Below are 14,193 nucleotides of genomic sequence, written 5' to 3' on the forward strand. Positions count from 1 at the left end.
CGGTCGCCGACCGCCGTTCAACGGACGTACACGCACCGTCCCCCGGAAGAATGCCCGGCGCAACACCGCGGAGCCCGGCCCGCCCCCGAGGTGCCGCGCAAGGGCACCGTACGCCTTGACACCAAGGCGTATTCCGTCGACATCGGCCGAACGGCCGCCCGCAGGGTGGTGGCCTCGCCCCGGATCGGGTACATACGATCGAGTAGCACCGGTCAGTAACGTACGGTCCTCAAGATCCCTATTCGCGGCGAGGTGAGCCTCATGTCCGCACCACCCACCAAGCCCACTGTCACCGAACGTGAGGCCCGCCAGGTGGCGGAGGCCGCCCGGCAGCAGGAATGGCGCAAACCGAGCTTCGCCAAGGAGCTCTTCCTCGGCCGTTTCCGCCTCGACCTCATCCACCCCCACCCCATGCCGACCGACGAAGCCACCCAGCGCGGCGAGGAGTTCCTCGTCAAACTCCGCGACTTCGTCGAGAAGAAGGTCGACGGCGCCCTCATCGAGCGCGAGGGCCGGATCCCCGACGAGGTGGTCAACGGCCTCAAGGACCTCGGCGCCTTCGGCATGAAGATCGACACCAAGTACGGCGGCCTCGGCCTCACCCAGGTGTACTACAACAAGGCCCTGGCCCTGGCCGGATCGGCCGCGCCCGCGATCGGCGTGATGCTCTCGGCCCACCAGTCCATCGGCGTCCCGCAGCCGCTGAAGCTGTTCGGCACCCCGGAGCAGAAGGAACGCTTCCTGCCCCGCTGCGCCCGCACCGACATCTCCGCCTTCCTGCTCACGGAACCGGACGTCGGCTCCGACCCGGCACGCCTGGCCACCTCCGCCGTGCCGGACGGGGACGACTACGTCCTCGACGGAGTGAAGCTGTGGACCACCAACGGCGTGGTCGCCGACCTCCTCGTCGTCATGGCCCGCGTCCCGAAGTCCGAGGGCCACAAGGGCGGCATCACGGCCTTCGTGGTGGAGACCGACTCGCCCGGCATCACCGTCGAGAACCGCAACGCCTTCATGGGCCTGCGCGGCATCGAGAACGGCGTCACCCGCCTCCACCGGGTCCGGGTGCCCGCCGCCAACCGCATCGGCCCCGAGGGCGCGGGCCTGAAGATCGCCCTGACGACGCTCAACACCGGCCGGCTCTCCCTGCCCGCCTCCTGCGTCGCCGCCGGCAAGTGGTGCCTGAAGATCGCCCGCGAGTGGTCCGCGGCGCGCGAGCAGTGGGGCAAGCCGCTCGCCCACCACGAAGCGGTCGGCTCGAAGATCTCCTTCATCGCGGCCACCACCTTCGCCCTGGAGGCCGTGACCGACCTGGCCTCGCAGATGGCCGACGAGGACCGCAACGACATCCGCATCGAAGGCGCCCTCGCCAAGCTGTACGCCTCCGAGATGGCCTGGCTGATGGCCGACGACCTCGTCCAGATCCGCGGCGGACGCGGCTTCGAGACGGCCGACTCCCTGCGGGCCCGCGGCGAACGCGCGGTCCCCGCCGAGCAGATGCTGCGCGACCTGCGCATCAACCGCATCTTCGAGGGCTCGACGGAGATCATGCACCTCCTCATCGCCCGCGAGGCCGTCGACGCCCACCTCACGGTCGCCGGCGACCTCATCGACCCCGACAAGTCCCTGTCCGACAAGGCCAAGGCAGGCGCGAGCGCCGGCGTCTTCTACGCCAAGTGGCTGCCGAAACTGGTCGCGGGCCAAGGGCAACTCCCGTACACCTACGGCGAGTTCAAGCACGAGGTGGACCTCTCGGCCCACCTGCGCTACGTCGAACGCACCGCCCGCAAGCTCGCCCGCTCCACCTTCTACGCCATGTCCCGCTGGCAGGGCCGCATGGAGAGCAAGCAGGGCTTCCTGGGCAGGATCGTCGACATCGGCGCCGAACTGTTCGCGATGAGCGCGGCCTGCGTACGCGCCGAGCACCTGCGCAGCCGGGGCGAGAACGGCCGCGAGGCCTACCAGCTCGCCGACACCTTCTGCCGCCAGTCCCGCCTCCGCGTCGAGGAGCTCTTCGGCCGCCTGTGGAGCAACACCGACGACATCGACCGCAAGGTCGTCAAGGGCGTCCTGTCCGGCACCTACACATGGCTGGAGGAGGGCATCATCGACCCCTCGGACGACGGCCCCTGGATCGCCGACGCGACCCCCGGCCCGAGCGAACGCGACAACGTCCACCGCCCGATCCGCTGACCGACACCACTCGATCCGCTGACCGACACCACTCGATCCGCCGACCGGCACCGCCCGATCCGCCGACCGACCACCGACAGGGCGTTCCCCTCGACCCCCATGAGCTCGACCCCCATGAGGGGGACACCCTGTCCACCCGCACACCCCTTCCGGCAACAATGGAGGGATGAGCGACTCTCCAGCCCCTCTCGCCGACCCGCACCTGGTCTACGACCCCGTCGCGGGAGACGGACCCAAGGACGTGGTGATCCTCGGCTCCACCGGGTCGATCGGCACCCAGGCCATCGACCTCGTGGTGCGCAACCCGGACCGCTTCCGGGTCACCGCGCTGTCCGCCAACGGCGGCCGGATCCCCCTCCTCGCCGAGCAGGCCCACCGGCTCGGGGTGCGCACGGTCGCGGTCGCCCGCGAGGACGCCGTACCGGCGCTGCGGGAGGCCCTCCGGGCGCGCTACGGCGCGGGCGAGCCGCTCCCCGAGATCCTCGCCGGACCGGAGGCGGCCACCCAGGTCGCCGCCGCCGACTGCCACACCGTGCTGAACGGCATCACGGGCTCCATCGGCCTGGCCCCCACCCTCGCCGCCCTGGAGGCGGGCCGCACCCTCGCGCTCGCCAACAAGGAGTCGCTCATCGTCGGCGGTCCGCTGGTCAAGGCCCTCGCCAAGCCCGGACAGATCATCCCGGTCGACTCCGAGCACGCCGCCCTGTTCCAGGCGCTCGCCTCCGGCACCAGAGCCGACGTGCGCAAGCTCGTCGTCACGGCCTCCGGCGGCCCCTTCCGCGGCCGTACCAAGGCGGACCTGGCCCGGGTGACCGTCGAGGACGCCCTCGCCCACCCCACCTGGGCCATGGGCCCGGTGATCACGATCAACTCCGCGACCCTCGTCAACAAGGGCCTGGAAGTCATCGAGGCGCACCTCCTCTACGACATTCCCTTCGACCGCATTGAGGTCGTCGTGCATCCCCAGTCGTATGTTCACTCGATGGTCGAGTTCACGGACGGATCCACGATCGCGCAGGCGACGCCCCCCGACATGCGCGGGCCGATCGCCATCGGCCTGGGCTGGCCCGAGCGCGTCCCCGACGCCGCGCCCGCCTTCGACTGGAGCAAGGCCTCGACGTGGGAGTTCTTCCCGCTCGACAACGACGCCTTCCCGTCGGTGAACCTCGCCCGGCACGTCGGTGAGCTCGCGGGCACGGCCCCGGCGGTGTTCAATGCCGCCAACGAGGAGTGCGTGGAGGCCTTCCGGGCCGGCGCGCTGCCGTTCAACGGGATCATGGAGACCGTGACACGGGTGGTCGAGGAGCACGGCACCCCCGCCACGGGAACCTCCCTCACCGTCGCGGACGTCCTCGAAGCGGAGACCTGGGCACGCGCCCGGGCCCGGGAACTGGCGGCACAGACGGCGGAGGCCCGTGCATGACGACCCTGATGTTCATCCTCGGCATAGTGGTCTTCGCCGTCGGCCTGCTCTTCTCGATCGCCTGGCACGAGCTGGGCCACCTCTCCACCGCGAAGCTCTTCGGCATCCGCGTGCCCCAGTACATGGTCGGCTTCGGCCCCACCCTCTGGTCGCGCAAGAAGGGCGAGACCGAGTACGGCATCAAGGCGATCCCGTTCGGCGGCTACATCCGCATGATCGGCATGTTCCCGCCCAATGCCGACGGCCGCCTGGAGGCCCGCTCCACCTCGCCCTGGCGCGGCATGATCGAGGACGCCCGCGAGGCCGCGTTCGAGGAGCTCAGGCCGGGTGACGAGACCCGCCTGTTCTACACCCGCAAGCCCTGGAAACGGGTCATCGTGATGTTCGCGGGCCCGTTCATGAACCTGGTCCTGGCGTTCGGCCTGTTCCTCACCGTGCTGATGGGCTTCGGCATCTCGCAGCAGACCACCAGCGTCAGCTCGGTCTCCCAGTGCGTCATCGCCCAGAGCGAGAACCGCGACACCTGCAAGAAGTCCGACCCCGCCTCCCCGGCCGCCGCCGCGGGCCTGAAGGCGGGCGACAGGATCGTCTCCTTCGCCGGCGTCCGCACCGACGACTGGAACGAGCTCTCCGACCTCATCCGCGCCAACCCCGGCAAGGACGTGCCGATCGTCGTCGAGCGGGACGGCAAGGAAGTCACCCTGCAGGCGAAGATCGCCAGCAACCAGGTCGCCAAGAAGGACTCCAGCGGCCAGATCGTCCAGGGCGAGTACGTCACCGCCGGCTTCCTCGGCTTCAGCGCCGCCACCGGCATCGTCAAACAGGACTTCGGCGACTCCGTGACCTGGATGGGCGACCGGGTCGGCGACGCCGTCGACTCCCTCGCCGCCCTGCCCGGCAAGATCCCCGCCCTGTGGGACGCGGCCTTCGGCGACGGCGAGCGCGAGGCGGACTCGCCGATGGGCGTGGTCGGCGCGGCCCGTGTGGGCGGCGAGATCTTCACCCTCGACATCCCGGCCTCCCAGCAGCTGGCCATGGCGGTCATGCTGGTCGCGGGCTTCAACCTCTCCCTCTTCCTGTTCAACATGCTCCCGCTGCTGCCCCTCGACGGCGGCCACATCGCGGGCGCCCTGTGGGAATCGCTGCGCCGCAACACCGCGAAGGTGCTGCGCCGCCCGGACCCGGGCCCGTTCGACGTGGCGAAGCTGATGCCGGTGGCCTACGTGGTGGCCGGGATCTTCATCTGCTTCACCCTCCTCGTCCTGGTCGCGGACGTGGTCAACCCGGTGAGAATCTCCTAGCCATACGGAGTTCGCGGCGGCCGGGGACGCTGGGTTCCCGGCCGCCCACCATTGAGTGGGTTTGCGGGCCGTGGGGGTCCCCCCGCCGAGCGTATTCGAGGCAGGGGGAGTGCTTCGACGATCGCCCGTGCCGTAATCTCGAAGGCCTGAGCCCGCCGCAGACGGGACCGGAGCCTGATCCACGACTTGGGGTTGCACAGCAGATGACTGCGATTTCTCTCGGCATGCCGTCCGTTCCGACCAGGGTTGCCGAGCGCCGGAAGAGCCGGCAGATCCAGGTGGGTTCCGTGGCGGTGGGCGGAGACGCCCCGGTCTCGGTCCAGTCGATGACGACGACCCGCACGTCCGACATCGGCGCGACCCTCCAGCAGATCGCCGAGCTGACCGCCTCCGGCTGCCAGATCGTGCGGGTCGCGTGCCCGACGCAGGACGACGCGGACGCGCTCGCGACCATCGCGCGCAAGTCCCAGATCCCGGTCATCGCCGACATCCACTTCCAGCCCAAGTACGTCTTCGCCGCCATCGAGGCGGGCTGCGCGGCGGTCCGGGTGAACCCCGGCAACATCAAGCAGTTCGACGACAAGGTCAAGGAGATCGCCAAGGCCGCCAAGGAGCACGGCACCCCGATCCGCATCGGCGTGAACGCGGGCTCGCTGGACCGGCGCCTGCTCCAGAAGTACGGCAAGGCGACCCCCGAGGCCCTGGTCGAGTCCGCCCTGTGGGAGGCCTCCCTCTTCGAGGAGCACGACTTCCGCGACATCAAGATCTCGGTCAAGCACAACGACCCCGTGATCATGATCGAGGCGTACAAGCAGCTCGCCGCCCAGTGCGACTACCCGCTCCACCTCGGTGTGACGGAGGCGGGCCCGGCCTTCCAGGGCACCATCAAGTCGGCGGTGGCCTTCGGCGCGCTGCTGAGCCAGGGCATCGGCGACACCATCCGCGTCTCCCTCTCCGCGCCGCCGGCCGAGGAGGTCAAGGTCGGCATCCAGATCCTGGAGTCCCTCAACCTCAAGCAGCGCGGCCTGGAGATCGTCTCCTGCCCGTCCTGCGGCCGCGCCCAGGTCGACGTCTACAAGCTGGCCGAGGAGGTCACCGCCGGCCTGACCGGCATGGAGGTCCCCCTCCGCGTCGCCGTCATGGGCTGCGTGGTGAACGGCCCCGGCGAGGCCCGCGAGGCCGACCTCGGCGTCGCCTCCGGCAACGGCAAGGGCCAGATCTTCGTCAAGGGCGAGGTCATCAAGACCGTCCCCGAATCCAAGATCGTCGAGACCCTCATCGAGGAGGCCATGAAGCTGGCCGAACAGATGGAGGCGGACGGCGTGACCTCGGGCGAGCCGTCGGTGTCGGTGGCGGGCTGACGAGGGGGCGGCTGTACGCCCTGAAGGGGCGCGGGGAACTGCGCGATCGGCCCCCACCACCCGCACCCGCCGGACAAGCCCCAACCACCCGAGCTCATGGGCGTCCCGCCCAGCGGCGCAGCCAGGCGGCGCCACGGCAGAGCTTCCGCAGGTACAGTGCGGAGATCAGCCCCCTTGAACCGTGAGGCCCGCCCGTGTTGACGCAGACCACAACCCGGGTCCTCGAACCGAGCGACCTGGACGCCGCGCTCGCCGTACTCGACCGCGAGCCGGTCGCGAACGCCTTCGTGACGTCGCGGGTCCAGGTCGCCGGCCTGGACCCGTGGCGGCTCGGCGGCGAGATGTGGGGCTGGTACGAGGGCGGCATGCTGACCTCCCTCTGCTACGCGGGCGCCAACCTCGTCCCCATCTGCGCCACCCCGCGGGCCGTCCGCGCCTTCGCCGACCGGGCGAGAAGGGCCGGCCGCCGTTGCTCGTCCATCGTCGGCCCCGCCGAGCCCACCGCCCAGCTGTGGCGGCTGCTCGAACCGAGCTGGGGCCCGGCCCGCGACGTCCGCGCCCACCAGCCCCTCATGGTCACCGACCGCATGCCCGCGGACATCGCCCCCGACCCCTACGTCCGCCGCATCCGCAAGGACGAGATGGACACGATCATGCCGGCGTGCGTGGCGATGTTCACCGAGGAGGTCGGCGTCTCCCCGATGGCCGGCGACGGCGGCCTGCTGTACCAGGCGAGGGTCGCCGAACTCGTCGGCTCCGGCCGCTCGTTCGCCCGCCTCGACAGCCGGGGCAAGGTCGTCTTCAAGGCGGAGATCGGCGCCGCGACGCAACGGGCCTGCCAGATCCAGGGCGTCTGGGTGGCGCCGGAGTACCGGGGCCAGGGCCTCGCCGCCCCCGGCATGGCGGCGGTCCTGCGCTACGCCCTCGCGGACGTGGCCCCCGTGGCCAGTCTGTACGTCAACGACTTCAACACCGCGGCGCGAAGGACGTACCGCCGAGTCGGCTTCGAAGAGGTCGGTGCCTTCATGAGTGTGCTCTTCTGAGGCACACGGAGTTGTACGCTCCCCGCATGGACCTCGTCATCGGCCCCCTCGACCTGTCGGCCCACGTGGACGAGGCCCTAGCCGTCCAGGCCATCGCCTTCGGACTCGGCGCCGACGAGGTCGCCGTACGCCGCCAGATCGTCCTGCGGCACATGACCTACCCCGGCGCCCGCGCCCTCGGCGCCACCGTGGACGGACGGTTGGTCGGCTTCGTCTACGGCATGCCCAACGACCGCGCCCACTGGTGGTCCACGGTCGTGGAGCCCTACCTCCGCGCCCAGCGCAACGACTCCTGGCTCGACGACTCCTTCGTCATCACCGAGCTGCACGTCCACCCCGTCTACCAGAACCGCGGGGTCGGCCGCTCCCTGATCACCACGATCACCGACGGCGCCACCCAACCCCGCTCGATCCTCTCCGCGATCGACACCGACAGCCCCGCCCGCGGCCTCTACCACTCCCTCGGCTACCAGGACCTCGCCCGCCGCGTCCTCTTCCCCAGCGCCCCCAAGCCGTACGCCGTGATGGGCGCCCCCCTGCCGCTGCGCCGCCCCTAACCGATTTCCACCGCCCCGCACCCCCCGGCTAACCTCCTGCCATCACCCTTACGCAGCAGGAGTACGAGAACCATGGCGAACGCACCGGTCCAGCGCATGTCCCAGTTGATGGCGAAGACGCTGCGCGACGACCCGGCCGACGCCGAGGTCCTCAGCCACAAGCTCCTCGTCCGGGCCGGCTACGTCCGCCGTACCGCGGCCGGCATCTGGACCTGGCTGCCGCTCGGCAAGAGGGTCCTCGCCAACGTGGAGCGGATCGTCCGCGAGGAGATGGACGCGATCGGCGCCCAGGAGGTGATGCTCCCCGCCCTGCTGCCGAGGGAGCCGTACGAGGCGACCGGCCGCTGGGACGAGTACGGACCGGAGCTGTTCCGGCTCAAGGACCGCAAGGGCGGTGACTACCTCCTCGGCCCCACCCACGAGGAGATCTTCACGCTGATCGTGAAGGACCAGGCGTCCTCCTACAAGGACCTGCCGGTCATCCTCTACCAGATCCAGACCAAGTTCCGTGACGAGGCCCGGCCCCGCGCGGGCATCCTGCGCGGCCGTGAGTTCCTGATGAAGGACTCCTACTCCTTCGACCTGGAGGACGAGGGCCTCGCCCAGTCCTACGCCCTGCACCGCCAGGCGTACCAGCGGGTGTTCGAGCGCCTCGGCCTCGACTACCGCATCTGCGCCGCGACCGCGGGCGCCATGGGCGGCTCCAAGTCCGAGGAGTTCCTCGCCCCGGCCGGTGCCGGCGAGGACACCTTCGCGGACTGCCCGAACTGCGACTTCGCGGCGAACACCGAGGCGATCACCTACGAGCTCAAGCCGGTGGACGCCGCGGCCGTCCCCGCGCTCGAGGAGATCCCCACCCCGGACACCCCGACCATCGAGACCCTCGCCGCCTCCCTCGGCGTCCCCGCCTCCGCCACGCTGAAGAACCTCCTCGTCAAGGTCGACGGCGAGATCGTCGCCGTAGGCGTGCCCGGAGACCGCGAGGTCGACATGGACAAGGTCGAGGCGCACTTCGCCCCGGCGGTCGTCGAGATGGTCACCGAGGCGGACTTCGCCGACCGCCCGGACCTGGTCCGCGGCTACGTCGGCCCGCAGGGCCTGGGCGAGAAGGTCACGTACCTCGCCGACCCGCGCGTGGCCCCCGGCACCGCCTGGATCACCGGCGCCAACAAGGAGGGCATGCACGCCAAGAACGTCGTCGCGGGCCGCGACTTCGAGGTCGGCGAGTACGTCGACGTCGTCGTCGTCCAGGAAGGCGACCCCTGCCCGAACTGCGGCACCGGCCTCAAGCTGGACCGCGCCATCGAGATCGGCCACATCTTCCAGCTGGGCCGCAAGTACGCCGACGCCCTCAAGCTCGACGTCCTCGGCCAGCAGGGCAAGCCGGTCCGCGTCACGATGGGCTCCTACGGCATCGGCGTCTCCCGCGCCGTCGCCGCCCTCGCCGAGCAGACCGCCGACGACAAGGGCCTGTGCTGGCCCAAGGAGGTCGCCCCGGCCGACGTCCACGTGGTCGCCGCCGGCAAGGCCCTCCAGACCGAGCTCGCCCTCGACGTCTCCGAGAAGCTGTCCGCGGCCGGCCTGCGCGTCCTGTGCGACGACCGCGCGGGTGTCTCCCCGGGCGTCAAGTTCACCGACTCCGAACTCATCGGCGTCCCCCAGATCCTGGTGGCCGGCCGCCGAGCCGCCGAAGGCGTCCTGGAACTGAAGGACCGCCGCACGGGCGAGCGCGAGGAACTGACGGTCGAGGAAGCCATCGCCCGCCTGACGGCCTGACCGACAGCACCCACCACGCCGGACGGACCACCTCGGCCCGTCCGGCGCCGCCCTGCGGGCCGTGGCGACGCAGGGCCGGTTCACGAGCGCGTCGAAGTACCGACGGCGTGGGACGAGAACAAGAAGCCGCTGCGCTACGCCGGTCAGCGGCATCCCACGCCCCCATGGCCGGCGGCCTCGCGCCGGCCCGCAGCGTGCACAGGCTGCTGCCATCCCCCGAGGACCCGCAGTGGTAGCCAGCTCACGCGCGAGCGCCGGAACCAGCCCCTCCGGCGATTGAGGACGAGGCCCGTTCAGGGCCGAAGCGGGGGACGGGGGGCAGCAGCACCGGACGCCGGCTCCGGCGCCTTACAGCCACGCCGCGAACTCCAGCAGCAGCTCCGAGTCGCCCGGCCGCCCCACCCGTAGAGCCCGCACGCCGGACTCCACGGCCCGGAACAGCGTCCAGCCCCGCAGGCGCTCCTGGTCGACGTCCAGGGACTCCGCGAGCCGTTTCACCCGGCGGCGGGTGGTCGCCGCGCCCGACGGTGAGGCGATCAGGTCCTCGACGCGGTCGCGCACCAGGCGGGCGAGGTCGAAGGCGCATTCGCCGACCACGGGGTCCGGGCCCACGGCCAGCCACGGCATCCGTTCGCCGGCGAGCACCTTGCTCTGGCGGAAGGTGCCGTGCAGGAGCCGGTGTTCCGGGGGCGCGGCCAGCAGTTCCGCACGGGCCGCGAGCGCCGCCTCCACCAGCGGCGCGACCTGCGCCTCGGCCTCCGCGCCCGCCCGCATCGCCGCCGCCTGCCGACCGGTCCGCTCGGCCACCGTCTCGAAGGACTGGTCGTCCGGGGGCTCCACCCAGAGCCGCCGCAGCGTGCCCGCGGCCTCCAGCAGGGCCTTCGCCTCGGGCAGCGACCGCACCGAGACGTCGGGATGCAGCCGCTCCAGCAGCAGCACCCCCTCGGTCACCGTCCCCGCTTCGAGCAGCTGTACGGCGCCCAGGCCGGCCCAGTGCGCCAGGGCGGCCCGCTCGCTCTCGGGGCGGGCCCGGGGAGGGGCCACCTTCAGCACGGCCGGCGTTCCGTCCGCCCGGCGCACCAGCGCGACGAGGCTGCTGCGCCCGCCGGGCATCTGCACCCGCTCCACGGTCAACTCGCGTAGCGCGACGGCCTGCCCCACCGTCTCGGGCAGCTTCTCCAGCCAGCCGCCGGCGTCCGGTGCCGTCTCACCGAGCGCCCTGACCAGACGCTGCGGCGGTTCGAAAGCCATACGCGAGTGTGTCCTTTCGGGTAGGCGTCACCTTGCGTCACCTTGTGGGCGTCGCCGGGGCCGAGGCAGCGGTGGCCGCCCGTTCGGCGAGCCCAGGGAAGGCTACGCTCTCGCCGCGCCAGCGCACCGCCCGCACCGCCGCCCCCCGCAGCGCCTCCGCCGCCGTACGCCGCCGCTCGCCGCTGGACGCCCGCACCAGGTCGGAGTAGACCCCGGCCACCCGGTCCTCCAGCTCGGCGGCCAGCCGCACCGCGGCGGCCGAGTCCGGCACCGCGAACGGCAGCGCGTACCCGGCTTCCGCCGCCACCGGCCGTCCGCCCAGATCCCGCACCTCACGCACCAGGGCGTCCCGCCGGGCCCGATGGGCGTCGTACGCCTCGCGGGCCTCGCCGCGCCGCCCCTCATGGATCCGGCCGCCGACGACGCCGTAGCCGTAGACCGCCGCGTGCTCGGCCGCCAGCGCCGCCTGGAGCGCGGTCAGCTCCTCGTCCTTCGCCTTGCTCATCCTCACCGTCCACCCGTCAGCAGAAGCGGGGCGTGCGCCTCGCTCACCGCGCACCCTCCGTCAGCAGGAACACGTGCGCCGCCCCGGCCGCCGCCACGGACGCCAGCAGCCGGGCCGACTCGCCGGGCAGGCCGAGCAGCGCCTCGGTGCGCCGGTCCGCGAGGGCGCGCTCGTCGGCGGCGAGGGAGGCGAGGGCCGCCTTCTCGTCGGCCGGTACGACAGCGGGCGCCGCCGGTGCCGAGGCCGGCCCGGACGGCGGGACCGGCCGCGCGGCCGTCCCGCCGAACGCCTCCGCGTGCCGTACCGTTTCCGCCCGCAGCGGCCGCAGCCGCTCCGCCAGCGCGGGATGCGCGGCGATCACGGCGTCGTACCGCTCCACCAGCTCCGCACTGTCCCGCGCCGCACGCGCGCGTGCCCGGTCGGCGGCCGACGGACTGCCGCCCGTGCCACCGGAGTCGTCGGATCCGCCGGAACACCCCACGAGCAGGGCACCACCGGCGACCGAGACGAGCAGGCTCCTTCTCCGCGGCCCCGAGGGCACGCGCGACGGTGGGGGAAACGGCACGACAGACGTCCTCGGATGCTCGTACGACGGAAGAGGGCGGCACGCCCGTGATCACGGTACCCGCGGACACGGCCCCGACCACTCACCGGCACCTGTCCGCCGCCCGGTGGACGGCAACACACCCCCGGACCGGATACCCTTTGACCAGACACGCGCCCCATCCCACAACAGCACACGCGGCCGAGGAGTCACCCGGATGAGCACCACCCAGAGCGAGAGGCTGCGAGAACTGCTCGAACCGCTCGTCACCTCCCAGGGCCTGGATCTCGAAGAGATCGCCGTGGACTCCGTCGGACGCAAGAGAGTGCTGAGCGTCGTCGTCGACTCCGACACCGGTGCGGACCTGGACCGGATCGCCGATGTGAGCCGCGCGCTCTCGGCGAAGCTCGACGAGACGGACGCGATGGGCGAGGGCGAGTACACCCTCGAAGTGGGCACCCCCGGTGCGGAGCGTGAGCTCAAGGAGCACCGGCACTACGTACGCGCCGTCGACCGCCTGGTGAAGTTCCGGCTCACCGAGGGCGGAGACCTGGTCGCCAGGATCCTGGCCGTGGACGAGGACGGCGTCGATCTGGAAGTCCCCGGTGTGAAGGGCCGCAAGGCCACCAGCCGCAGGCTCGCCTTCGCCGACATCGCCAAGGCCCGCGTCCAGGTCGAGTTCAACCGCAAGGACAAGAAGGACGTTAAGGAAGAGGAGGAGGCGTAGCCGTGGACATCGACATGAGTGCCCTGCGGGGCTTGGTTCGGGAGAAGGAGATCTCCTTCGACCTGCTGGTCGAGGCGATCGAGTCGGCCCTCCTCATCGCCTACCACCGCACCGAGGGAAGCCGCCGTCACGCGCGCGTGGAGCTCAACCGGGAGACCGGGCATGTGACCGTGTGGGCGAAGGAGGACCCCGAGGACCTCGACGAGGGCCAGGAGCCCCGCGAGTTCGACGACACCCCGTCCGGGTTCGGCCGTATCGCCGCCACCACCGCCAAGCAGGTCATCCTGCAGCGGCTGCGCGACGCCGAGGACGACGCGACGCTCGGCGAGTACGCCGGCCGCGAGGGCGACATCGTCACCGGCGTGGTCCAGCAGGGCCGCGACCCCAAGAACGTGCTCGTGGACATCGGCAAGCTGGAGGCCATCCTGCCGGTGCAGGAGCAGGTCCCCGGCGAGACCTACCCGCACGGCATGCGCCTGCGCAGTTACGTCGTACGGGTGGCCAAGGGCGTCCGCGGCCCGTCCGTGACCCTCTCCCGCACCCACCCCAACCTGGTGAAGAAGCTCTTCGCCCTGGAGGTGCCGGAGATCGCCGACGGCTCCGTCGAGATCGCCGCCATCGCCCGCGAGGCCGGCCACCGCACCAAGATCGCCGTACGGTCCACCCGCTCCGGCCTGAACGCCAAGGGCGCCTGCATCGGCCCCATGGGCGGCCGTGTGCGCAATGTCATGGGCGAGCTGAACGGTGAGAAGATCGACATCGTCGACTGGTCGGACGACCCGGCCGAGATGGTGGCGAACGCCCTCTCGCCGGCCCGCGTCTCCAAGGTGGAGGTCGTGGACATGGCGGCCCGTTCCGCGCGCGTGACCGTGCCGGACTACCAGCTGTCGCTGGCGATCGGCAAGGAAGGGCAGAACGCCCGTCTCGCGGCCCGGCTCACCGGCTGGCGGATCGACATCCGCCCGGACACGGAGCAGACCGGGGAATAGATCTGAGCCGCAGGTGGCTGAGATCACGACAGTTCTGTGCGCGGCAACTGTTCGAATCCTGACCCGAAGGGGTGAGGTCGGTACGGGGAGGTAGACTTAAGGGTGTCTGGCCGGACGCGAGCCCGTGCATGCCCTGAGCGCACCTGTGTGGGGTGTCGGGAGCGAGCGGCCAAGAAGGACTTGCTGCGGATCGTGGCGATTAAGGACGAGTGCGTCCCCGATCATCGCGGTACGCTGCCCGGCCGGGGTGCGTATGTGCACCCCGCCCTGGTCTGTCTCGACCTGGCGGTACGCCGTCGGGCGCTGCCACGGGCGCTGCGCGCCCCGGGAGCGCTCGACACCATGGCGTTGCGCCACTACGTCGAGCAGGCAACACCGTAAGAAGCGTCGCGCGGAACCCCCGTGCGGCCCAGGTACCCCGCGAGTTGGAAGTAGGTCGAGATTGCGATGAGCACTCGATGAGCACGCGATGAGTACGCCCATGAAGTAGCGACGGTCCGGCTGCAACCCGGACCTAAAAGGA

The 14,193-nt window shown here is 71.3% G+C and carries 13 protein-coding genes; 10 read left to right on the top strand and 3 right to left on the bottom strand.

The features are described from left to right. Positions 1 to 261 precede the first annotated feature (261 nt). The 7 genes from ICC28_RS15755 to ICC28_RS15785 all read left to right on the top strand — a co-directional run bounded on the left by ICC28_RS15755 (position 262) and on the right by ICC28_RS15785 (position 9,654). A complete protein-coding gene (locus ICC28_RS15755; protein WP_188289182.1) occupies positions 262 to 2,193 on the top strand; it encodes an acyl-CoA dehydrogenase family protein in 1,932 nt (643 codons plus the stop codon). Between the two features lie 166 nt (positions 2,194 to 2,359). After that, positions 2,360 to 3,616, top strand: a complete 1,257-nt coding sequence (gene dxr / locus ICC28_RS15760) for a 1-deoxy-D-xylulose-5-phosphate reductoisomerase (protein WP_188289183.1) — start codon at positions 2,360 to 2,362, stop codon at positions 3,614 to 3,616. 8 nt (positions 3,617 to 3,624) lie between these two features. Then, positions 3,625 to 4,917 (top strand): M50 family metallopeptidase, encoded by a 1,293-nt coding sequence (locus tag ICC28_RS15765; RefSeq protein WP_188289230.1) that lies wholly within the window; start codon positions 3,625 to 3,627, stop codon positions 4,915 to 4,917. 203 nt (positions 4,918 to 5,120) lie between these two features. After that, complete coding sequence (ispG, locus tag ICC28_RS15770; RefSeq protein ID WP_188289184.1) at positions 5,121 to 6,278, top strand: flavodoxin-dependent (E)-4-hydroxy-3-methylbut-2-enyl-diphosphate synthase; 1,158 nt, start codon at positions 5,121 to 5,123, stop codon at positions 6,276 to 6,278. Positions 6,279 to 6,472: 194 nt separating this feature from the next. Continuing rightward, positions 6,473 to 7,321 carry a GNAT family N-acetyltransferase gene (locus ICC28_RS15775; protein WP_188289185.1) on the top strand — a complete coding sequence of 283 codons (849 nt, stop codon included), beginning with the start codon at positions 6,473 to 6,475 and terminating at the stop codon, positions 7,319 to 7,321. Between the two features lie 26 nt (positions 7,322 to 7,347). Then, positions 7,348 to 7,878, top strand: a complete 531-nt coding sequence (locus ICC28_RS15780) for a GNAT family N-acetyltransferase (protein WP_188289186.1) — start codon at positions 7,348 to 7,350, stop codon at positions 7,876 to 7,878. Between the two features lie 72 nt (positions 7,879 to 7,950). Further along, the gene (locus ICC28_RS15785) at positions 7,951 to 9,654 is read left to right on the top strand and encodes a proline--tRNA ligase (RefSeq protein ID WP_188289187.1); all 1,704 of its coding nucleotides are present in this window, start codon (positions 7,951 to 7,953) and stop codon (positions 9,652 to 9,654) included. Positions 9,655 to 10,002: 348 nt separating this feature from the next. Here ICC28_RS15785 and ICC28_RS15790 read toward each other — a convergent pair whose 3' ends face one another. Genes ICC28_RS15790 through ICC28_RS15800 form a run of 3 tightly spaced genes read right to left on the bottom strand, consistent with a single transcriptional unit; the run spans position 10,003 to position 11,975 of the window. Beyond that, a complete protein-coding gene (locus ICC28_RS15790; protein ID WP_188289188.1) occupies positions 10,003 to 10,905 on the bottom strand; it encodes an aminoglycoside phosphotransferase family protein in 903 nt (300 codons plus the stop codon). 37 nt (positions 10,906 to 10,942) lie between these two features. After that, positions 10,943 to 11,410, bottom strand: coding sequence for a ferritin-like domain-containing protein (locus ICC28_RS15795; RefSeq protein WP_188289189.1), 468 nt, complete (start codon positions 11,408 to 11,410; stop codon positions 10,943 to 10,945). A 43-nt stretch (positions 11,411 to 11,453) separates the two neighbouring features. Next, positions 11,454 to 11,975 (bottom strand): hypothetical protein, encoded by a 522-nt coding sequence (locus tag ICC28_RS15800; protein ID WP_188289190.1) that lies wholly within the window; start codon positions 11,973 to 11,975, stop codon positions 11,454 to 11,456. Between the two features lie 196 nt (positions 11,976 to 12,171). Here ICC28_RS15800 and rimP point away from each other — a divergent pair, with 196 nt between their 5' ends. The 3 genes from rimP to ICC28_RS15815 all read left to right on the top strand — a co-directional run bounded on the left by rimP (position 12,172) and on the right by ICC28_RS15815 (position 14,051). After that, a complete protein-coding gene (gene rimP, locus ICC28_RS15805) occupies positions 12,172 to 12,681 on the top strand; it encodes a ribosome maturation factor RimP (RefSeq protein WP_188289191.1) in 510 nt (169 codons plus the stop codon). 2 nt (positions 12,682 to 12,683) lie between these two features. Next, a complete protein-coding gene (nusA, locus tag ICC28_RS15810; protein ID WP_188289192.1) occupies positions 12,684 to 13,670 on the top strand; it encodes a transcription termination factor NusA in 987 nt (328 codons plus the stop codon). Between the two features lie 102 nt (positions 13,671 to 13,772). Further along, a complete protein-coding gene (locus ICC28_RS15815) occupies positions 13,773 to 14,051 on the top strand; it encodes a YlxR family protein (RefSeq protein WP_188289193.1) in 279 nt (92 codons plus the stop codon). Positions 14,052 to 14,193 lie beyond the last annotated feature (142 nt).

Source organism: Streptomyces sp. TRM68416, assembly GCF_014596915.1.
In the GTDB taxonomy this organism is placed as follows: Bacteria; Actinomycetota; Actinomycetes; order Streptomycetales; family Streptomycetaceae; genus Streptomyces.

What these genes read in the sequence shown, in the direction of transcription:
- ICC28_RS15765 (WP_188289230.1), top strand. Translation starts at nt 3,625, where the DNA reads ATGTTCATCCTCGGCATAGTGGTCTTCGCCGTCGGCCTGCTCTTCTCG.
- rimP (WP_188289191.1), top strand. Translation starts at nt 12,172, where the DNA reads ATGAGCACCACCCAGAGCGAGAGGCTGCGAGAACTGCTCGAACCGCTC.
- ICC28_RS15790 (WP_188289188.1), bottom strand. Translation starts at nt 10,905, where the DNA reads ATGGCTTTCGAACCGCCGCAGCGTCTGGTCAGGGCGCTCGGTGAGACG.
- dxr (WP_188289183.1), top strand. Translation starts at nt 2,360, where the DNA reads ATGAGCGACTCTCCAGCCCCTCTCGCCGACCCGCACCTGGTCTACGAC.
- ICC28_RS15755 (WP_188289182.1), top strand. Translation starts at nt 262, where the DNA reads ATGTCCGCACCACCCACCAAGCCCACTGTCACCGAACGTGAGGCCCGC.
- ICC28_RS15795 (WP_188289189.1), bottom strand. Translation starts at nt 11,410, where the DNA reads ATGAGCAAGGCGAAGGACGAGGAGCTGACCGCGCTCCAGGCGGCGCTG.
- ICC28_RS15780 (WP_188289186.1), top strand. Translation starts at nt 7,348, where the DNA reads ATGGACCTCGTCATCGGCCCCCTCGACCTGTCGGCCCACGTGGACGAG.
- ispG (WP_188289184.1), top strand. Translation starts at nt 5,121, where the DNA reads ATGACTGCGATTTCTCTCGGCATGCCGTCCGTTCCGACCAGGGTTGCC.
- ICC28_RS15785 (WP_188289187.1), top strand. Translation starts at nt 7,951, where the DNA reads ATGGCGAACGCACCGGTCCAGCGCATGTCCCAGTTGATGGCGAAGACG.